Origin of the sequence: Vagococcus jeotgali, from assembly GCF_035918315.1 — a bacterium.
GTDB lineage: Bacteria > Bacillota > Bacilli > Lactobacillales > Vagococcaceae > Vagococcus > Vagococcus jeotgali.
The window spans coordinates 429956-449686 of sequence record NZ_CP142146.1; the positions used below are offsets into that span (position 1 = coordinate 429956).

The following is a 19731-nucleotide window of genomic DNA, read 5'->3' on the forward strand; positions in this document are numbered from 1 at the left end:
ACAATGAGAAGGGAGTTATTATACCATGAGTGAAACAAAACAATTACCAAATCGTTCAGAATTAAATGAGGCAACAACGTGGGATTTAACCTTGATTTTCCCATCTGATGAGGCCTTTGATGAGGCTTTTAATCAACTAAGTGATGAGTTAACTCACGCAGCTAGTTATCAGGGAACATTAAATAGAGGATCAAAAGAATTTTTAGAGGCGATAGAGTATATTTTATCTATTTACCGTCAAACTGAAAAATTATATGTGTACTCACATTTAAAAAATGATCAAGACACAGGAAATACAACATATCAAGCATTATATGCTAGAGCAAGTGCTTTAGCGGCAAAATCTAGTGAAGCTATATCATGGTTTGATCCAGAAGTCTTAACTTTGTCAAATGACACTATTAAAGCCTATTTTGAAGAAGAAAAAGGTTTAGAAATCTATAAACATTTTATCCATCAAATTACAGATAATAGGGAACATACTTTGTCTGAAAAAGAAGAGGCATTACTGGCTGGAGCTAGTGAAATTTTGTCAGCTTCTGGTGAGACATTCTCCGTTTTAAACAATGCAGATTTAGTTTTCCCAGTTGTGACAGATGACGCGGGAGACAAAGTTCAATTATCATCAGGACTATACGGACAATTACTAGAAAGTACAAATCGTGAAGTGAGAAAAGAAGCCTTTGAAGCTTTATATTCTGTTTATGAACAATTCAGAAATACCTTTGCAAGTACTTTGTCAACTCATGTGAAAAAACATAACTTTAACGCAAATATTAGAAACTACTCATCAGCCCGTGAAGCAGCTTTAAGTGCTAATCATATTCCTGAATCAGTTTATGATACATTGTTAGATGTGGTTCATGAAAACCTACCACTATTACACCGTTATGTTGAGTTACGTAAAAAGTTATTAAATGTAAGTGACTTACATATGTATGACATGTATACACCGATTTTAGGGGATGCGCCTATTCGTTATACGTATGAAGAAGCAAAAGACAAATCACTAGAAGGGCTAACACCACTTGGTGAAGATTATTTATCTATTGTTAAAGAAGCTTATGGTAATAGATGGATTGATGTGGTAGAAAACAAAGGTAAGAGAAGTGGGGCATACTCATCAGGAAGCTATGATACAAAGCCGTATATCTTACTAAACTGGCATGATAGCTTAAATCATTTATATACCTTAGTTCATGAAATGGGACATAGTGTGCATAGCCACTACACTAGAAGCACACAACCTTTTGTTTATGGTGACTATTCTATTTTCTTAGCAGAAATTGCCTCAACAACGAATGAAAACTTGTTAACAGAGCATCTACTTCAAACAGAAAAAGACCCTAAAGTGCGTGCCTTTGTATTAAATCACTATTTAGACGGGGTAAAAGGAACTGTCTTTAGACAATCTCAATTTGCTGAATTTGAGCATTTTATTCATGTTGAAGATGCTAAAGGAACACCTTTAACAAGTGATTACCTAAGTGAATATTACGCTGATTTAAATGCGAAATATTACGGGGAAGCAGTGGAGCGTGACCCAGAGATTGCTTATGAGTGGAGTCGTATTCCTCATTTCTACTATAACTATTACGTGTATCAATATGCTACTGGATTTTCAGCAGCCACAGCTTTAGCTGATAAAATCATCAAAAAAGAAGAGGGAGCTCTAGAGCGCTACATTAATTTCTTAAAAGCCGGAAGTAGTGATTATCCGATTGATGTGATGAAAAAAGCTGGTGTTGATATGACAAAACCTGATTACATTGAAGAAACGATGACAGTCTTTGAAGATAGGTTAAATGAATTAGAATCCTTGATTGCGAAATTTTAAACGCTTTTAAATACAAATAAGAGGTTGACCGTATTTTGGTCAACCTCTTATTTGTTTACTTAAATAGCTCCGCATGTGAGATGTGTTGCAGTGAGTAATTTGGTTGTATCAAAGACTTGATATCATCGATAGAGGCTAGACCATCTATTAAGACACCAAAATCTTGATCCAATCCATAATTAAAAATAACAGCTTTAGTAAAACGGTTAACACCCATCTCATTTGCGATTTTCTGGTCTTGCTGGAAGAATTCATTAACAAGATGTGATTGTCTGTCACTATTAAAAAGAGACTTATCTGCACGAATCTCTTCCAATATCTCTTCGACTAATTCTTTAGAATAATGCCTTTTTTGACGTCCAACCATTTCTTGTAGGTGAAATAAAAATTTTCGTCCAACTTTTTTTCCTTGTAATTGTGCAGCTTTAATATCTAAACAGGCAGAATAGAAAGTTTCGACTAATTGATTTCTGAAAGAAAGGTCATTCACCGGCAAATCATGATCAACTAAATAGTGCTGGATAATTGATGGATTTAAAATAGGAACGAACCACAAACAGATTTTTCTGTTTTTTTGTTTTTCTTCCTTGACGATATCTAAAAAGCGTTGCTCAGACTGTAGACAATGCTCATCTAACGGGTTAACAAATAAATAAATTTCAATCAACTTACGACACCCCCTATTGACCAAACCTATATACGTATTCCTAACTATAATTTAACAAAAAAGACTGAAAAACAAAAGGGAAAGGCCTTTTACCCTTGTGATATATCTTGTTTATATGCAATCATTCTAGCGACTTTTTTCTTGGAAGGACGGTGTGTAATACCATGTTCACGTAATAAGGAGTTGAATAATTCTTCACTATTAGAGATATCAGACACTTCCATTTCTAACTCGTAATCAACAATGCCATCTTGAAACTGGCTCTCATCTAAAACAAGCAGTTGTGTATCTTGTAAGTTAACTTCCTTTCTAATAGTTGTGATGTCGCCAATAAAATCTAAAGCTGTTGGATCAATATCTTTTGATCGTAAATATTTTGCCGCCTCACTAGCACTTGGTATAGATAAATTCTCTAATGAATCTTTCATTTGCTCATCAGTTAGATTATCTGTCAACTCAAGATAAGAATGTGGATTATCTGTTGGCACTTTTAAAGTACATTCATTTTTATCCTTTAATTTTCTTAACCTAAGTCCCATACCTGCCTGTTTCAAAGCTTCACTTGGCGTGTCAAAGTAATAATTCGTTTGAGTAAATGATTTACTTGATGCAAACAAACTATTGTTTAACTGTTGATACTCTTTTTCTGTCAACATGTTTTTGAATTCGATTTCAACTTCTTGACTCATATTAATCACCTCCCATCCAGTGTAATGAATATTAGGGGAAAAAACAAATATGAGCCTCTTTGTAAACTAACCATTTTAAGTAAATTATGGTAAAATGTAGCATGTATGCTGACATTAAAGGTGGCGAGGAAATTGGAAGATAGAAATTGGAAGTTATTTTTAGCACCATATGAACAAGCTGTATCAGAACTTAAAGTAAAGTTAAGAAGCATTAGAACTCAATATCAAGAAAATAATCTACATACGCCAATTGAATTTGTGACGGGACGTGTGAAACCTAAAGATAGTATTTTAACAAAAGCAAAACTCCGTGGTATTTCTCTAGATAGATTAGAAAACGATATGCAAGATATTGCAGGGCTTAGAATTATGTGTCAGTTTGTTGAGGATATTTATGAAGTGATTCATCTACTTAGACAACGCACAGACTTTAAAATCATTCAAGAGCGAGATTATATTGCTAATAGTAAGGCTAGCGGTTACCGGTCTTATCATGTGGTAATTGAATACCCCGTGCAATTAATTACTGGAGAAAAAAACATTTTAATGGAAATCCAGATTAGAACTCTTGCAATGAACTTTTGGGCAACGATTGAGCATTCGCTAAATTATAAATATGACGGGGAATTTCCTGAAGAAATCAATACCAGATTAGCATTAACAGCAGAAGCTGCTTCACTACTTGATGAGGAAATGTCCAAAATTCGTGATGAAATTCAAGAAGCTCAGCATTTATTTTCATACCGTGTCCCACATCATTTAGTGGAAGATGAAAAAATGAATGAATCTGAAGTAGGTGAAACACATGAAGATTAGTATTTTTTCAAATGAAAAAAAGCAGTCTCAAAAGGTAGCAAAAGAATTAAAATACAAATTAAAAGAACAACAGTTTATTATCGATGAAAAGACACCAGATGTAGTGATTACAATCGGCGGTGATGGGACACTACTTAGTGCTTTTCATGCTTATCAAGATCAACTAGCTACAGTGAGATTTATCGGGGTCCACACTGGGCATTTAGGTTTTTATACGGACTGGCGTGATTATGATATTGATGAGTTAGTGAGAAGTCTAAAAGAAGAAACTCAAAAAAGTGTGAGTTACCCTTTACTTGATATCGAAGTTGTCTACTCTGATGGTAGTGATAGTGAGTTGCGTCTTGCTTTAAATGAAGCTAGTATAAAAAACATTCACCATACGATGGTTGCTAATGTTTATATTAAAACAGAGCTATTTGAGTGTTACAGAGGAGACGGGTTATCTGTTTCAACTCCAACTGGCTCAACTGCCTATAGTAAAAGTTTAGGTGGTGCTGTTCTTCATCCTAGAGTGAATGCCATTCAATTAAATGAGATAGCTTCAATCAATAACCGTGTATACCGTTCATTAGGTTCACCAATGATTATTGCAGCAGATGAGTGGATTACCTTTGATATGAAAGAGCAAGAAGAATACCGATTAACCATTGATAATTATTTAGTAGAAAATCCAAATATAAAGCAGTTACGTTTTTGCTTGTCAGATAAACGTATCCAATTTGCTTCATACAGGCACACCCATTTTTGGAAGCGAGTGAGAGATGCCTTTATTTGAGAACTTAGAAGAAAGCAGTGAAAATAAATGAGATTTACCTGGATTGTGGACGTGGAAAATACCACATTAAAAAAATTTTTAAATAAGCAAGGTGTATCAAGACGTTTGCTGGCCAAAATCAAATATCAAGGTGGAACACTTCTAGTTAATAAACAAGTTAGAAATTCGACTTTTGAAGTGAAGGAGGGAGATAGTGTGACAATTATTATCCCTGATGAGGGGGAGCATGAAACGATGTTACCTTATGAGTCGACTTTGGATATTATCTATGAAGATGAACATCTCTTAGTAGTCAATAAACCAACAGAAGTGGCTTCAATTCCTTCGCAGTATCACAAGACAGGAACTATGGCAAATTATGTGAAACACTACTATAATCAGCAAGATTATGATAACCGAATCATTCATGTAGTGACAAGGCTTGACCGTGACACTACAGGGTTGATGATGTTTGCTAAACACGGTTTTTCTCATGCTATGATGGATAAGCAATTACAATCAGGTGAGATGAAGAAATATTATTCAGCTATTGTTGGTGGTGATTTATCAAGACTTAAAGAAGAAGAGACCATTGATCTTAGAATTGGCCGAGATGAGTCATCCATTATTAAACGAACAGTTGTAGAAGAAGGCGGTCAGCATGCTATTACTGATTATAAATTAATCGAAAAAACAGATGAGACAGCTCAAGTTGATGTTCAACTACATACTGGGCGAACTCATCAAATTAGAGTTCATTTTCAAGGGATTGGGTGTCCTTTGATTGGAGATGAACTTTACGGTGGGAACATAGATAAGGGCATAAATAGACAAGCCCTACATTGTAAACGATTAGAATTTTTACATCCCTTCACTGGGGAGCAGATTGTATTAACAGCACCACTACCAGAAGATATGCAAGAGTTATTGAGTTAATAGTCAGAATGAAACATAAAAAAGGAGAAGTAAATGTTAGTAGAACACAAAATTAATAATCATTTAACTTGGGTAGAAACAAATCGTTTAACTGATGAAGAAAAAATCAGTTTATTAACAGATTACAAATTACCAGCAGAGACAATTGATTATGTGACAGATATTTATGAGCGAAGTAACTACATTACAGATGAGGAAAATGGTATTGATTTAGTCATCATTCATGTTCCAACCAAGCTAGATCAAGATAATCGTTATGTTTCTAGACCAGTCAGTTTATTAACCCGGGGTAATCAAATATTTTACTTCAATGAAGGGGAGTCAAAGGTAAACTACGAAAAAGTGAAAAAGATTGCTCTTGGAAACCAAGCAGAGACACCTATGATTTTTTTATTAGAAGCAGTTAATGAATTAGTGGATTCATATTTGCCAGTTTTAAGAGTTATTTCTAGAGAACGTCATCAATTAGATGATTTATTAACGCAAAAAGTACGAAATAAGGATTTAGTTAGATTGTCTTATTTACAACAAACATTGACATTTTTATTAAGTGCAACAGCTAATAATTTAGACGTATTAAATCAGATTGAGCAGTCTAAGCAGGCTAAAAGTTTTGATGATGAGACAAATGAAAGGTTAGAAGATGCTATGATTGAAGCGAATCAGATAGCTCATATGACAGAAATTGAGTCAGGAATTGTAGATAGAATTTCGCAAATTTTTGATAGTCTGATGAATAACAATTTAAATGATACGATGCAATTTTTAACACTTTGGTCACTAGCTCTAGCTATTCCAACCATCATTACAGGCTTTTACGGGATGAATATAGATTTACCTGTTAATGCTTCTAAGTACGAATGGGTTTATGTTGTAGTACTATCCATTATTTTAATGATTTGGCTTATTGTGATGTTTAACAAGAGGCGAAAATAAAATGTGCCCCAACGACTTTGATAGTTGTTGGGATACATTTTTTTAATAGTTGCTAAGAGCAAGACGTCTTTTTTTATACTTTGGTTAGAATGGGAAATCTACAATTTTTGTGCCGTGTATTTCTTTAGCGTTTAAAAATGATGCGACTGTATCAGCATTTTCAAAGGTGATGCCCCCACCGGGTAAAATAATAAGGCGGTTATTGGCATAGGAAATGAGATCATTGATGTATTCTAAGTGTTTTTCAATCTCTATATTTGAAGGTCCTCCGTGAGTTAGAATACGGTCCACACCGTGACTTGCTAACCAGTCAATCGCTGCAAATTGTTCATCTTTGTTCATAGCATCAAAAGCCATATGAAATGTCACTTGCATCCCATCAGCTGCATCTAATAAGATTTTCATAGCTTCTTCATCAATTTGATTACTCTCGTTTAAGCATCCAACAACAATACCATCAATACCTTGTGATTTTGCTTCATAAATATCTTGTTCCATGATTTTGATTTCCGTATCTGTGTAGACGAAATTACCACCTCGAGGTCTAATAATAGCCATAACAGGGACGCCTTTTTCACTACAATAAGCGGCTGTTTCCATCATGACACCTTTACTCACAGTGGTTCCGCCTACAGCCAAGTTGTCACATAATTCAATACGATTAGCTCCAGAAGCGATTGCTTTAGGAATATTTGTAAAATTTTCAGCACAAAATTCTTTGATTAGCACAAAAAACTCCTCCATTTTCTTAATAAATATCTAGGAATAGTATAGCATAAAGGATAACTTGTGTAGAGAATTTATGTTATGATATCATTAATTTTTCACTAGGAGCGAAGACAACATGTTAAAGAAGAAGAAAGAATATGCTAAGGAACACCTAGCAACAAACATAGATAAAATGGCTTGTCCAAAATGTGGAGCTGGTTTTTCCTTAGAAGAAACAGGCTCTTTGGTTTGTACGAATCATCACACATTTAATTTGTCAAAAAAAGGAATTATTCACTTTCCAGATCATCACATGACTAGTGATTACGATACAGATATGCTTACCCATCGCAGGAAAATGATTCAAAAAGGGCTGTATGCACCTGTTTTAGAGTCAATAACTAAAGAGTTATCACACTTAAGAGAAACAGATTTATTAGTTGATATGGGATCAGGTGAAGGAAGTTTTGTGGAGCTTTTAGATAGAGAGTATCACGTTTCATCACAAAAAATGGGGTTTGATTTATCAAAAGATGGTGTGTTACTAAGTAGTGATTTTTCGAAAGAAGCTTTTTGGTTTATTGCAGATGTGACCAATATGCCTTTTGCTGATCACGCAGTTTCTGCCCTTTTAAATATCTTTTCACCTAGTCATTACGAAGAAATGAAGCGAGTACTAGCAGATGATGGTTTGATTATAAAAGTTATTCCTGAAGAGAATTATTTAAAAGAGTTACGCCAGGCTTTCTATGCTGAAAAAGAAGACAAACAAACCTATAGTAATAACAAAGTTTATGACAAGTTTGTGAAAGAGTTAGAACTAATTAAAGAAACGCGTGTTACGTATCAATTTCCTGTTTTACAAGAGGATTATGAGAGTATTCTTAAAATGTCACCAATTCACTGGGGAGCATCAAAAGAGGCGCTAGCACAGGCTAAGGATAGCTATTTTGAGGGATTAACGATAGATGTTCTTATTTTAGTTGGTAAAAAGAAATAGAATCTGAAATTAAGGTTGTTTTTTAAATAGTTAAGTGCTACAATGATTTCAAGTCATTTTCAACGATTTTTATCAGATTCCTGTTCTGATAAAAGTTGGTGAAGTGACACTACCAACGTAGCGACTCGCAGTGAATAGACACCGAGGCGATACGTTTTTTTTACGTCCAAAAATGAAAACGAGAAGGAAGAGAGTCACATGAATCATATTGTATTATTTGAACCACAAATTCCAGCTAATACTGGTAATATTGCACGAACTTGTGCGGCAACTAATTCACCACTACATTTAATTGAGCCTCTTGGATTTTCAACTGATGATAAACAGCTAAAACGTGCTGGCCTTGATTACTGGCATGATGTGGACATTAGGTATTATAAAAATGTTGAGGAGTTTATGACTGCAATCGGGGATGCTCCTTTGCATTTTGTGACAAAGTTTGCACGACATACTTATAGTGATGTTAATTATAATGATAACCAAGACCACTACTTTATGTTTGGAAAAGAAACAACTGGGTTGCCAGAGGAGCTAATGCGTGCCCATGAGGAGCAGTGTATTCGTATTCCAATGAATGACGAGCACGTTAGATCCCTAAATTTATCAAATACAGCCGCTTTAGTTGTTTATGAAGCCTTGCGACAACAATCATTTCCAAATTTAGAAGCTGTTCATATTTATGACAATGATAAATTAAGTCATTAATCTGAGGTACGAGGAACAGGAAGTATTTTAGATAATAATAGTATGACTATTTTAAATTATGATAATGGGAAATTTACTCTTGAAGAGTGGAATAACACAGAATTTTTATAAAATAAATGATGGGAAGTGATGAGGTAAGTATGGAAGAGATGAAAGAGCAATCATTAACAGGGACGATAAAAGCCATCTTTTTTGAAAATTCCTCTAACTTTTACAAGGTGATGCTAGTTAAAGTAACGGATACAACGACAAATTATGATGGGGATGAAATTGTTGTCACAGGTACTTTTGGACAAATTCAAGAAGGTGAGCCGTATCAATTTTACGGCTCACTTGTGAACCATCCAAGATACGGAGATCAATTTAAGGTTGAGCGTTACGAACAAGCTAAACCAACCTCAGTTGATGGATTGGTTTATTATTTGTCTAGTGATAAGTTTCCAGGCATTGGGAAAAAAACAGCAGAAAATATTGTTGGAGTACTTGGAGAACATGCTATTGATGAAATATTAGATCAACCAGACGTGTTAGAGAAAGTCCCTGGATTAAATGAAAAAAAACGTCAAACCTTAATCGAATCCCTTCGTCAAAATTATGGCATGGAACAAATCGTCATTGGTTTAAATCGTTACGGATTTGGTAATCAGTTGGCTTTTGCTATTTATAATAAGTATAAAGGGGAAACTTTAAGTATTATTGAAGAAGATCCTTACCGATTAGTTGAGGACATTGAAGGTGTTGGGTTTAAAAAGGCTGATATATTAGCTGAACAAATTGGTATTCAAGCAGATGCGCCTTCAAGAATAAGAGCAGCCCTTTTACATGAGTTATTTCAAAGTTGTTTAAGCACAGGTGATACATACATGGAGGCTAGGCAACTTTTAGTAAAAGCTCTTGAAACTTTAGAAAATAGTCGCCCAGTTGAAATTGATCCTAAAAAAGCAGCTGAGGAGGTTATTCACTTGGCTGAAGAAGGTGCGATCATTCAAGAAGGCACACGTTTATTTGAGAAGTCATTATATTTTTCTGAAATAGGTTTAGCTTCTTCAATTAAGCGCCTACTAAGTAAGAAAAAAAATATGCCGTATAAAGAAAAAGATATTGATGAAGCGATTAGTTTGGTTGAAAGTCAGGCTGGTATTAGTTATGGAGATAGTCAAAAAGAAGCGTTGAAAGAAGCTATCAAGTCACCATTTTTTATTTTAACAGGGGGGCCTGGAACAGGGAAAACCACGGTTATCAATGGTCTTGTTTCCATATATGCTGAACTAAATAATTTGTCTTTAAACTTAGAAGATTACACCCAAGAGATCTTCCCAATTCTACTAGCAGCTCCAACAGGTAGGGCTGCTAAGAGAATGAATGATATGACGGATCTTCCTGCCAGTACCATTCACCGGTTGCTTGGTTTAACTGGTAGAGAAACAGAAACACCTGAGGAAGCTAGAGAATTAGAGGGTGGTTTACTTATTGTAGATGAGTTGTCTATGGTGGATACGTGGCTTGCTAATACCTTACTAAAATCTGTCCCTAATAACATGCAAGTTATTTTTGTAGGGGATAAAGATCAACTACCCTCTGTTGGACCAGGACAAGTGTTGACTGATTTATTATTGGTATCAGATATTCCTAAAAGAGAATTAAAAGATATTTATCGTCAAGATGATGGCTCTTCAATAATCTCACTTGCCCATCACATAAAGAATGGTGAAGTCCCATCAGATTTGACTGAGAATAAACAAGATCGCTCCTTTATTCAGTGTCGAGTGGGCCAAATTGAGTCTGTTGTAAATCAAGTAGTAACACGTGCTAAGGGTAAGGGGTTTTCAAATCAAGAAATGCAAGTCTTAGCGCCAATGTATAGAGGTCAAGCTGGCATAGATCAGTTAAATGTGTTGATGCAACGTATTCTTAATGATAATGAAGATGGTTCAAGAAAAGAAGTTAAATTTTTAGATAAAATTTACCGAATAGGGGACAAAATTCTTCATTTAGTCAATAGCCCAGAGTTAAATGTATTTAACGGGGATATGGGTGAGGTTGTAGGTATTACTTATGGTAAGGATACTGATGATAAGGTAGATGAGATGACACTATTATTTGATGAGACCGAAGTCATTTATAAGCGAAATGAGTGGAATAAATTTACGCTTGCCTATGCTTGTTCAATTCACAAATCTCAAGGTAGTGAATTTCAAATGGTGGTCTTGCCACTTGTTAACCAATATAGTCGTATGCTACAGCGTAAACTTCTTTATACCGCAGTGACGCGAAGCCGTGATTTTTTAATTTTAATTGGAGAAGTAGATGCGTTTAAAAGAGCGATAGAAAGTGAATCAATTGAGCGGCAAACCACACTAACAGAGCGATTAGTTCAAAATGAAGAGGATCTAGTTGCCCAAGAAAAAGCCGAAACCAGCTATCTTCTTGAAAAACAAGAAGAAACTAAGGAAGCACTAGTTTCTAAAGTAGAAGAAAGCATAGCTCAACTACCTAATAAAAAAGCAGATATGACAGTTAATAATCAAACAGAAATGATTAGTTTATTTGTAGAAGAGGAAGAAGAACCTGTTGTTTTAAACAATAGTAGACTAACAAATGACTTAGTCTTTTCACAAAAAATAGACCCGATGATCGGTATGGCTCATATATCACCATATGATTTTCAGTGTAAATAAGATAAAAAAACGGCTCTTCGTCAAATGATGTGGATGAGTAAAATTAAGTGAATTTAGGCAGCAGAAACCGAATGGTTTTTGCTGCTTTTTTGTTTGTCTTTAAAACTAAGTAAAATTCTGTATTTATAGTTCTGAAAATTTCTATAGCCGTAAGCTATTCGTTTGATTAATTTAATTTTGTTTATGGAACCTTCTAAACAACCATTTGAATAAGCGTATTTAAAGGTGTTTTCAATTCTTGGTAAATGCTTCTTTAGTGTTCGAATCGAGGTTTTCATTGGAATAGAGATATCTTCGTTAGCTAATAATAATAGATCAGAAAAAGTGTCAAAATCATTGTTTTTACTACAGTATAATAGTTCTTGATAAAGTTTATAAGTTTCTGATAACTCTTTGTTTAAGCTAAGTAAATAATCCATGACATCTGTTTCAGGTAAAATACTCTTAAATAAACGCTGATAACGATAATCTGTATAATTCAATTCATTAGAATCTTTTAAAAAGAGTTTCCAATATTTTTTTAGTTTTCGATAATTTTTCATGTCAGTTACATTCGATGTGCGATAACGATTCATCGTCTTAATTCTAGTTATGTTTAAAGAGCGACTGATAAGTTGAACTAAGTGAAAGCGATCAATAATCACCTCAGCATTAGGAAATAGCCTTTTGGCTAATTTAAAATAGGCTGCATTCATATCAACGACAATTGTTTTTACTTGGCGACGAACCTTTAGAGAGTACTTAAGAAAGTGTTTCTCTAGTGTTAGCTTTTTATTATCAATGAGAATATCGATAATTTGGTGTGTAGAGGAATCAGAGTAAATAAAACTGTACTTGCCACTATTGTTTTTAACCGAAGTAAATTCATCAAAACAAAGGTTTTGAGGTAAATATAAAAATTGATTAGATAAGTCTTTACCACCAGATACTAAAATTCTATTAATCGTTGTTGATGAAACAAAATGTCTTTTAGCTAAATCTTTAAACGAGATAGCATCACTTAACTCAATAAGAATTGATTGCTTCACTCTTTTAGCGATAAAACAATGTTTCTCAATTTCTGAAGATTCAGCTAGAAAAGAGGAGTCACAATGACGACAAAGGAATCTCTGTTTCTTTAATAAAAGATAGGTTGGGTAGTGAGCCACACTTAACCACTTTATTCGAGAAGAAATAAACCCATTTTTCACAATAGAAAATTGTTCATTTTTAATGCCACAACAAGGACAAGCCGAAGGAGTGTAAGTAAGAATACCTTTATAAATCTTGGATCTTATCCCTTTAATAAGCTGTTCCTCACAAAAAATAGAATCGAAATAAATATTTTTATCTTTTAAATCTAGCGATAGTCGAATACAATGGTTATGGGACATACGAATCTTCCTTTCTAAAATTTGGTTTGGTCACTTTAATTTTAACGGGAAAGTTCGTATGTTTCTATTATTTTGAAAAAAAATAGATGCGAATGAATTTCTTCATCCACATCAAAAATTATACAACCAAAAAAACATGAAGCTGATAAGCGGCTTCATGTTTTTTTTGTCTATAATGACCAGTTGCTAAGAGCAAATCGCCTTTTTCTTCACCATGTTATGGTCAGAAGAGTCTTGAGGTTGTTTCAAATTGTAAGTTAAAATCATGTTGGCCTAAAACTTCACCATCTGCTTGTCCTTCTTGGGGGGTCTGGCAGTGAACAGATAGGTTTGGGCCGATAAAACGATGAACATGTTTTGAATTTAGATGATTCTTAGCAAATAATTGCATGACCAACCAAAGCAGTTGCATAGGTGGAATCTTTTCCACTACAATCAAATGAATATCTTCTGTAAAAGGTGAGGCTGTTGGGTCAATCGCCACGCCTCCACCAAAATAAGGATGGTTTGTTGTGGTACAAAGATAGGCATCTTCAAAAGTTTTCCCACTAGTTTCCGTAGAAATGGTCAATGGATAAGAAGGTTGTTTTACAACAGATGAAAAAGCAGCACTTATGTAAGCTAGAGATCCTAATTTTAAATTATTTAAAATATGTTTTGCTTTTGATTGATTAGCTGTTGCCACAATTTTAGCATCTAAGCCAAGACCTACATTATTTAAAATAAGTCTAGACTGTTTTGTATGAACCTCAGTTGCCTTCATCAAATTAATAGGAGAAGGTTGTGTGGCATGTAATAACTGCTTAAGTGAGTGCTTAATCTTCCTAGACATACCAATACCACGAGCAAAGTCATTGCCAGAGCCTCCAGGTAAGTAACCAACAGGGATATTTGGATAATCAACTAATGCGTTGACGACTTCATGCAGAGTGCCATCTCCACCTATGACAACTAACAAGGGGAAATTTTTAATAGAAGAATCCCATTCTTTTAAAGTAAATGGAAGCAAACTTGCAATAATTTCTTTCTCATGTCCTGCATATTCAGTAAAATAAGTTTGGTAAGTAATGTGTTCTTTGTTTAGGTGACGAGTCACCTCTTTATAATAATCAGCACCCTTACCAGCACCGGCTTGTCTATTTACAAGAAGGTGTAAGGTTATGTTTTTCATGTAGTGACTCCTTTAATAACAATACAAGTAATATATCAAAAAAAAGCTAAAAAGTCGTGATTTTTCTATCATACATAATCTTAAATGTTAGATAGTTCTTTTCTTAAAGCTATTCTATCTTGTAAATGAATCCCATTTTCATAAATGTTTTCAGAATAATGACGAATAAAATAATCAGAATCCACATAAACGATTCTAAAACCATGTTTTTGGTACAAATAGAGTTGCCCAATACTAGTTGATCCAGTAAAGATATCTAGCCACTTGCAATGATGTTCTCTAGCGAATTCATCGGCAAAAGCTAGTAAATTTAATCCAATCCCTTGATTTTGATAAGTTGAGTGAACAGAGATGTTATTCACTTCAAGGGTTGTTTTATTTGTTAGACTAAGTGAGATGATACCTACTATTTTATCATTTAAAATAGCTTCAAACAGATAACCATGTTCTAAATAACTTTCAATTAACTGGATATTAGGGTCTGCCTCAAGCAATAAATCTAAGTGGGTAGTGTCACAAATTGTGACAGGTTTTATTTGAAACGTCATGATTAAGCCTCCTAAAAAAACAGTTATCTATCTCTGATTATACCAAAAAATTTTGACAAAGTATCTTTAAGAGAGTAGTATGATATCGTTATGTTCATAACCGCAGTTCGTTCGTACCATCCTGCGACATCAAAACTAGGAAGGGAGAAAAAAATACATGGAAAATCAAAAAACAGCATCAAAAACATCAACACTAATTGTTAATGCCATGATTGCCGCTCTTTATGTGGTTTTAACTTTAGTGATAGCACCACTCTCTCAAGGAGCTATTCAACTTAGAATCTCAGAGAGTTTAAATCATTTAGTCGTCTTTAATAAAAAATTATTATGGGGCGTGTTGGCTGGTGTCGTGATGTTTAACTTATTTTTCTCACAAGGAGGACTAATGGATGTCCTATTTGGAGGAGGCCAAACACTGATTGCTTTAAGCATTACAGCATGGTCAGCAAAATATGTTAAAAGTGCGAAAATACGTTTAGCGATTAATACCCTTGTCTTCTCAATTAGTATGGTTCTAATTGCGATTATGATCTGTATGTTATCAGGTTTTGCAGTTGGGTCACACTTTTTCTGGGTGACATATGGCACGCTATTTTTAAGTGAATTCATCATGATGGCTATATCAGCACCAGTAATGTATTACATTAATAAATCAGTTCATTTTAATAGATTTTAACCAAGGTGATTTTTAAAAGGTGATTTTTAAATCGTTATGTACCATCAACATAAAAAGGCTAACCTTAACAGGTCAGCCTTTTTTCTTTTCACGTTATTTTTTAAATTCTTGTTGTAAATCCTCAACTGCAGCAACGTGGAAATCTTTTTTGTTCAGAGAAGCCACAATTTCATCACAGGTTTCTTTATCTGTTTTAGCAGGTAAAGTAATGATGGTACGTCTAATGTACTCATCACGACCTACATCCAGTGTGATACAGCTAACAATTTCAGAGTGTTTTGAGATGATCTTAGTCATTAGAGCTAAATCACCTTTTTTACCAGTAGAAGCAATTGTTAATGCGAAGCGTCCTTCGTTGACATTCCATGATTGAGATAGAATGTTTAACAAGCTACTATGAGTTAGTATTCCGAAAAATTGATTGTTGCTATCCAAAACTGCAATATAAGGTAATTCTTTGATTGTGAAGAAAACCTTAAAGAAAGATGAGTTTAAATGGATAAATTTTGTAGCATTTTTAATTAAGTGAGTCACAGGTAAAGTCATGTCACCACCATTAGCTTTGTGACGATAAATATGCATTTTATAAATGTTACCTCTGAAAAATTTTCCTGTTTCATCTAAAACAGGGACACAACGAAAACCTGACTCTTCTAAAATATTAAGAGCATCCTCTAACGTACAAGATTCGCTGACTGTTGTTAGTTGTCTTTTTGGAATACAAACTGATTCGATTAGCATATAAATAAACTCCCTTCATTCTTTGATGATACTCTCATAATACCATAATATTTAGTAGAAATAAAAGCACAATCTAAGTCTTATTTTTTTGGTTACTTAATTGACAGAAGCTTAGCTAACAGGTATACTCAAGAGGTTATTAATAGAGTGGGAGGTTTATACTCTTGGCACAAAAAAAATCAGCCCTAGCTTGTTCTGTTTGTGGATCTAGAAATTACTCAAAAGCAGTTAATGATAGTAATCGTACAGAGCGACTAGAAGTAAATAAGTTTTGCAAATATTGCAAAAAACATACTAAACATCACGAAACAAAGTAGTTCAGGAGGAAATGTGAAATGAAATTTTTTAAAAGTGTCGCACAAGAAATGAAATTAGTGACATGGCCAACACGTAAAAAATTAGTTAAAGACGTGATTACTGTTATTCAAACAACGATTCTTTATGCTATTTTCTTTGCCATTGTAGATTATGTCTTACTAAAAATTTCAACAATTGCTCTAAAAGGTTTCTAGAATAACTAGAAAGATATCAGCTAAGATGTTATACTAAGCAAAACAGGAAAAACTTCGGATGACTGAAGTTTTTTTATTTTATCATGAAAAGGATGGTCAAATTCCATGGAATCATTTGAAAGACACTGGTATGTTTTACATACATATTCAGGTTATGAAAACAAAGTAAAAACAAATATCGAATCACGTGCTCAAAGCATGGGGATGGAAGACTTTATTTTTAGAGTAGTTGTGCCAGAACAAGAAGAGCGTGAAGTAAAAAATGGAAAAGAAAAAGTATCATCTAAAAAAACATTTCCAGGTTATGTGTTAGTTGAGATGACGATGACAGATGACTCATGGTACGTGGTACGTAACACACCAGGCGTTACTGGATTTGTAGGCTCTCACGGTGCTGGTAGTAAGCCTGCCCCGTTACTTGATGAGGAAGTCACACACATTTTAGGTGAATTAGGTATGAGTAAACGTTTAGTTGAGCTTGATGTTGAAATGGGTGAAACAGTAACTATTACAGAAGGAGCTTTCTCTGGTTTAACTGGTGAGATTACAGAAATCGACTTAGAGAAACAAAAACTAAAAGTAAATATCGATATGTTTGGTCGTGAAACAAGTACTGAGCTTGATTTTGATCAAGTTGACAAACTATAATAGCGAAGGCGGGAGAAATCTCGTCTTTTTTTATATACAACGGTGTATCAGAAGTGAATATAGTAGGTCATTCTATGGGTGGTGTTAGTGGGTTGAGGTTACTGACTCAAACACCAATCAACTCAGATCGACCTGTCATTAAAAAATTTGTTGCTATAGGATCACCTTTCAATGATTTCATAGATACATTTGATGACCAAAATTTGGATGAGTTATTAAAAAATGGCCCAACAGAAGAAAGTGAACGATTTATTTTGTACCAAGCTGAAATTCCTAATATGTCAAAAGAAACGGAAGTCTTATTAATTGGTGGTGCTCTAAGTGAGGATGACCAAAGTGATGGGACTGTCCCTTTAAGCAGTGCGCTATCTGTACATCATATGCTAAAAAATAACGGAAATGAAACACAATACATGGTTGTAGAAGGTCAAGGTGCAGGACATAGTGCTTTACATGAAAACACAGAAGTAGATAAAAAAGTTAGTGAATTTTTATACTCGAAATAAAAGAGTTGACTTTTAAAAAACAAGTGGTTATGATGAGTCACAAGATAAACGAATTTAGACAGTAGGTAATAAGTATTGCGTTTAGAAATCCGGTGGTTGCTGCAAATCGGTCCAGCTTATTTGCTGAATTACACTAAATTTTCAAAACATTTAAATAACTTTAGAGATAGATACGTATTGTATTTAATTAAGGTGGTACCGTGAAGAAATTCGCCCTTATGATTTAAGGGGGAGTTTCTTTTTTTTATATAAAAAGGAGAGATTGTTATGAGTTGTGGTGGGATGATACGATATTGTTTCTTATAGTGAGCCAGATTTAACTATAAGAAATGAGGAAAAATAAATGAAAAAGAAAATTAGTTTGTTAGAAGCAAGTATTGTGTTGATTATTATTTTATTAAGTATTTCAGTTGGAGTGATTGCCCTAAAGATTTCACCTAATGTGGTGGTGTTGTTTGCTATAGCGATTACGATGGGGTACATGGCGATAAAGCGTATGCCTCTGGAGCGGATTAATGAGGGGATTGTCAGAGGGTTAAAACCTGGGATTATTCCGATATTTATTTTTTTACTAGTAGGAGCTTTGATTGCAGTTTGGATTCAAGCTGGTATTATTCCGACACTGATGGTTGTTGGCTTTAAACTTCTTAGTGTGAAATGGTTTGTCCCTTCTGTTTTTATTGTTTGTGCGGTGGTTGGTAGTGCAGTAGGGAGTGCCTTTACTGTGATGTCAACAGTTGGAATCGCCTTTTTTGGTATCGGAGCAACATTAGGGTTAAATCCAGCTCTAGTCGTTGGTGCTATTGCTTCTGGTTCGATTTTTGGTGATAAGATGTCACCTCTATCAGAGTCTACTAACTTAGCCTCAGCCGTTGTAGGTGCTGACCTTTTCGATCATATTAAAAACATGATGTGGTCAACCATTCCAGCCTTTGTTGTATCTCTTATCTTGTTTGCAGTTCTAGGAACAAATACCCAGGCGACGCAACTTGGTGACGTACAAGAAGTGATTAATGTGTTAGAAGCTAATTTTAATATTTCAGTATGGGCACTGGTTCCTATTGTGTTGATGTTAGTTTGTGCTTGGAAAAAAGTACCTGCTATTGTGACTATCTTATTAAACGTAGTTGTTGCTGTTGTGATGATTATTATTCAACAAGGTGGGTTTAATCCAGTAGAGATGGCCTCAGTCATTGAAAATGGTTTTGTCTCTCACACAGGGCATGAACAAGTGGATTTATTACTGACTCGTGGCGGGATTAATAGTATGACGTTTACCGTATTACTTATTATTTTAACCTTATCGCTTGGTGGTTTACTCATGAAAGCAGGATTAGTATCAACAGTTATTGATGCAGTAGCAAGAAAATTAACATCATCAGCACAGTTAATTATCGTCAGTCTTTTCTCAAGTATTGGGATTAATATTTTTGTAGGGGAACAGTTATTATCTGTGATTTTACCAGGTGATGCGTTTAAAAATGAATTTAAACGAGTAGGTCTTGCTCCTGTTGTCTTAAGTCGTACACTTGAAGACGGTGGAACAGTGATTAACTACTTAATACCATGGGGCATTGCAGGAAGTTTTGTTGCAGGGACATTTGGAGTTCCTACTATAGAATACCTACCATTTGTTTTCTTTAGTTTATTGTCTCCAGTTTTCTCTATTGTGAGTGCTGTCACAGGGATTGGTGTGAAACATGTTGAACCAGAGATTATGGTGAGAGAAACTAGTGTAAGTCATAACTAGTTTTTTAGTATTAAATGAATATAAAGAGTAGAACCCCCGTCAAAACCTAATTTGAAGGGGGTTTCTATTGGGACTTT

The 19731-nt window shown here is 34.5% G+C and carries 21 protein-coding genes; 14 read left to right on the top strand and 7 right to left on the bottom strand.

Annotation, left to right across the window (positions count from 1 at the left end):
- Nucleotides 1-25: 25 nt before the first annotated feature.
- Nucleotides 26-1837, top strand: a complete 1812-nt coding sequence (gene pepF, locus VSF34_RS02225; RefSeq protein WP_326717478.1) for an oligoendopeptidase F — start codon at nucleotides 26-28, stop codon at nucleotides 1835-1837.
- Between the two features lie 55 nt (nucleotides 1838-1892).
- On the opposite strand, the gene VSF34_RS02230 is transcribed toward pepF, so the two are convergent.
- Nucleotides 1893-2504 carry a DsbA family protein gene (locus VSF34_RS02230; protein ID WP_326717479.1) on the bottom strand — a complete coding sequence of 204 codons (612 nt, stop codon included), beginning with the start codon at nucleotides 2502-2504 and terminating at the stop codon, nucleotides 1893-1895.
- Nucleotides 2505-2593: 89 nt separating this feature from the next.
- Nucleotides 2594-3193, bottom strand: a complete 600-nt coding sequence (locus tag VSF34_RS02235; protein ID WP_326717480.1) for a CYTH domain-containing protein — start codon at nucleotides 3191-3193, stop codon at nucleotides 2594-2596.
- A gap of 132 nt (nucleotides 3194-3325) precedes the next feature.
- Between VSF34_RS02235 and yjbM the strand changes: the two genes are divergently transcribed.
- Genes yjbM through VSF34_RS02255 form a run of 4 tightly spaced genes read left to right on the top strand, consistent with a single transcriptional unit; the run spans nucleotide 3326 to nucleotide 6638 of the window.
- Nucleotides 3326-4009 (top strand): GTP diphosphokinase, encoded by a 684-nt coding sequence (gene yjbM, locus VSF34_RS02240; protein ID WP_326717481.1) that lies wholly within the window; start codon nucleotides 3326-3328, stop codon nucleotides 4007-4009.
- Nucleotides 3999-4787, top strand: a complete 789-nt coding sequence (locus VSF34_RS02245; RefSeq protein ID WP_326717482.1) for an NAD kinase — start codon at nucleotides 3999-4001, stop codon at nucleotides 4785-4787. Before yjbM ends, VSF34_RS02245 begins: the two co-directional genes overlap by 11 nt.
- Nucleotides 4788-4814: 27 nt before the next feature.
- The gene (locus tag VSF34_RS02250) at nucleotides 4815-5702 is read left to right on the top strand and encodes an RluA family pseudouridine synthase (RefSeq protein ID WP_326717483.1); all 888 of its coding nucleotides are present in this window, start codon (nucleotides 4815-4817) and stop codon (nucleotides 5700-5702) included.
- 33 nt (nucleotides 5703-5735) lie between these two features.
- Nucleotides 5736-6638, top strand: coding sequence for a magnesium transporter CorA family protein (locus VSF34_RS02255; RefSeq protein WP_326717484.1), 903 nt, complete (start codon nucleotides 5736-5738; stop codon nucleotides 6636-6638).
- An 84-nt stretch (nucleotides 6639-6722) separates the two neighbouring features.
- Here VSF34_RS02255 and VSF34_RS02260 read toward each other — a convergent pair whose 3' ends face one another.
- Nucleotides 6723-7367 carry a copper homeostasis protein CutC gene (locus tag VSF34_RS02260; protein WP_326717485.1) on the bottom strand — a complete coding sequence of 215 codons (645 nt, stop codon included), beginning with the start codon at nucleotides 7365-7367 and terminating at the stop codon, nucleotides 6723-6725.
- Nucleotides 7368-7482: 115 nt separating this feature from the next.
- Here VSF34_RS02260 and VSF34_RS02265 point away from each other — a divergent pair, with 115 nt between their 5' ends.
- The 3 genes from VSF34_RS02265 (at nucleotide 7483) to recD2 (ending at nucleotide 11729) form a co-directional block, all read left to right on the top strand.
- Nucleotides 7483-8346 carry a methyltransferase domain-containing protein gene (locus tag VSF34_RS02265; protein ID WP_326717486.1) on the top strand — a complete coding sequence of 288 codons (864 nt, stop codon included), beginning with the start codon at nucleotides 7483-7485 and terminating at the stop codon, nucleotides 8344-8346.
- Nucleotides 8347-8544: 198 nt separating this feature from the next.
- A complete protein-coding gene (gene trmL, locus VSF34_RS02270) occupies nucleotides 8545-9051 on the top strand; it encodes a tRNA (uridine(34)/cytosine(34)/5-carboxymethylaminomethyluridine(34)-2'-O)-methyltransferase TrmL (protein WP_326717487.1) in 507 nt (168 codons plus the stop codon).
- Nucleotides 9052-9200: 149 nt separating this feature from the next.
- Nucleotides 9201-11729, top strand: a complete 2529-nt coding sequence (gene recD2 / locus VSF34_RS02275; protein WP_326718000.1) for an SF1B family DNA helicase RecD2 — start codon at nucleotides 9201-9203, stop codon at nucleotides 11727-11729.
- A 53-nt stretch (nucleotides 11730-11782) separates the two neighbouring features.
- On the opposite strand, the gene VSF34_RS02280 is transcribed toward recD2, so the two are convergent.
- From VSF34_RS02280 to VSF34_RS02290, 3 genes are all read right to left on the bottom strand, one after another.
- The gene (locus tag VSF34_RS02280; protein ID WP_311873860.1) at nucleotides 11783-13102 is read right to left on the bottom strand and encodes an ISL3 family transposase; all 1320 of its coding nucleotides are present in this window, start codon (nucleotides 13100-13102) and stop codon (nucleotides 11783-11785) included.
- A gap of 223 nt (nucleotides 13103-13325) precedes the next feature.
- A complete protein-coding gene (locus VSF34_RS02285; RefSeq protein WP_326717488.1) occupies nucleotides 13326-14273 on the bottom strand; it encodes a diacylglycerol/lipid kinase family protein in 948 nt (315 codons plus the stop codon).
- Between the two features lie 80 nt (nucleotides 14274-14353).
- Nucleotides 14354-14821, bottom strand: coding sequence for a GNAT family N-acetyltransferase (locus tag VSF34_RS02290; RefSeq protein WP_326717489.1), 468 nt, complete (start codon nucleotides 14819-14821; stop codon nucleotides 14354-14356).
- Nucleotides 14822-14978: 157 nt separating this feature from the next.
- On the opposite strand from VSF34_RS02290, the gene VSF34_RS02295 reads away from it, so the two are divergent.
- Complete coding sequence (locus VSF34_RS02295) at nucleotides 14979-15497, top strand: QueT transporter family protein (RefSeq protein WP_326717490.1); 519 nt, start codon at nucleotides 14979-14981, stop codon at nucleotides 15495-15497.
- 93 nt (nucleotides 15498-15590) lie between these two features.
- Here VSF34_RS02295 and cbpA read toward each other — a convergent pair whose 3' ends face one another.
- The gene (cbpA, locus tag VSF34_RS02300) at nucleotides 15591-16238 is read right to left on the bottom strand and encodes a cyclic di-AMP binding protein CbpA (RefSeq protein ID WP_326717491.1); all 648 of its coding nucleotides are present in this window, start codon (nucleotides 16236-16238) and stop codon (nucleotides 15591-15593) included.
- A gap of 164 nt (nucleotides 16239-16402) precedes the next feature.
- Between cbpA and rpmG the strand changes: the two genes are divergently transcribed.
- The 5 genes from rpmG to nhaC all read left to right on the top strand — a co-directional run bounded on the left by rpmG (nucleotide 16403) and on the right by nhaC (nucleotide 19654).
- Nucleotides 16403-16555 carry a 50S ribosomal protein L33 gene (gene rpmG, locus VSF34_RS02305; protein WP_326717492.1) on the top strand — a complete coding sequence of 51 codons (153 nt, stop codon included), beginning with the start codon at nucleotides 16403-16405 and terminating at the stop codon, nucleotides 16553-16555.
- An 18-nt stretch (nucleotides 16556-16573) separates the two neighbouring features.
- Nucleotides 16574-16750 (top strand): preprotein translocase subunit SecE, encoded by a 177-nt coding sequence (gene secE / locus VSF34_RS02310; protein ID WP_326717493.1) that lies wholly within the window; start codon nucleotides 16574-16576, stop codon nucleotides 16748-16750.
- 105 nt (nucleotides 16751-16855) lie between these two features.
- Entirely contained in the window at nucleotides 16856-17398 is a 543-nt protein-coding gene (gene nusG, locus VSF34_RS02315; protein ID WP_326717494.1) for a transcription termination/antitermination protein NusG, read from the top strand.
- Between the two features lie 53 nt (nucleotides 17399-17451).
- Nucleotides 17452-17904, top strand: a complete 453-nt coding sequence (locus VSF34_RS02320; protein WP_326717495.1) for an alpha/beta hydrolase — start codon at nucleotides 17452-17454, stop codon at nucleotides 17902-17904.
- A gap of 343 nt (nucleotides 17905-18247) precedes the next feature.
- Entirely contained in the window at nucleotides 18248-19654 is a 1407-nt protein-coding gene (gene nhaC, locus VSF34_RS02325) for a Na+/H+ antiporter NhaC (protein WP_326717496.1), read from the top strand.
- Nucleotides 19655-19731: the final 77 nt, after the last annotated feature.

Coding starts and splice junctions, on each gene's coding strand:
- pepF (WP_326717478.1), top strand. CDS start 26: ATGAGTGAAACAAAACAATTACCAAATCGTTCAGAATTAAATGAGGCA.
- VSF34_RS02235 (WP_326717480.1), bottom strand. CDS start 3,193: ATGAGTCAAGAAGTTGAAATCGAATTCAAAAACATGTTGACAGAAAAA.
- VSF34_RS02245 (WP_326717482.1), top strand. CDS start 3,999: ATGAAGATTAGTATTTTTTCAAATGAAAAAAAGCAGTCTCAAAAGGTA.
- VSF34_RS02250 (WP_326717483.1), top strand. CDS start 4,815: ATGAGATTTACCTGGATTGTGGACGTGGAAAATACCACATTAAAAAAA.
- VSF34_RS02255 (WP_326717484.1), top strand. CDS start 5,736: ATGTTAGTAGAACACAAAATTAATAATCATTTAACTTGGGTAGAAACA.
- VSF34_RS02265 (WP_326717486.1), top strand. CDS start 7,483: ATGTTAAAGAAGAAGAAAGAATATGCTAAGGAACACCTAGCAACAAAC.
- trmL (WP_326717487.1), top strand. CDS start 8,545: ATGAATCATATTGTATTATTTGAACCACAAATTCCAGCTAATACTGGT.
- recD2 (WP_326718000.1), top strand. CDS start 9,201: ATGAAAGAGCAATCATTAACAGGGACGATAAAAGCCATCTTTTTTGAA.
- VSF34_RS02280 (WP_311873860.1), bottom strand. CDS start 13,102: ATGTCCCATAACCATTGTATTCGACTATCGCTAGATTTAAAAGATAAA.
- VSF34_RS02285 (WP_326717488.1), bottom strand. CDS start 14,273: ATGAAAAACATAACCTTACACCTTCTTGTAAATAGACAAGCCGGTGCT.
- VSF34_RS02290 (WP_326717489.1), bottom strand. CDS start 14,821: ATGACGTTTCAAATAAAACCTGTCACAATTTGTGACACTACCCACTTA.
- VSF34_RS02295 (WP_326717490.1), top strand. CDS start 14,979: ATGGAAAATCAAAAAACAGCATCAAAAACATCAACACTAATTGTTAAT.
- cbpA (WP_326717491.1), bottom strand. CDS start 16,238: ATGCTAATCGAATCAGTTTGTATTCCAAAAAGACAACTAACAACAGTC.
- secE (WP_326717493.1), top strand. CDS start 16,574: ATGAAATTTTTTAAAAGTGTCGCACAAGAAATGAAATTAGTGACATGG.
- nusG (WP_326717494.1), top strand. CDS start 16,856: ATGGAATCATTTGAAAGACACTGGTATGTTTTACATACATATTCAGGT.
- nhaC (WP_326717496.1), top strand. CDS start 18,248: ATGAAAAAGAAAATTAGTTTGTTAGAAGCAAGTATTGTGTTGATTATT.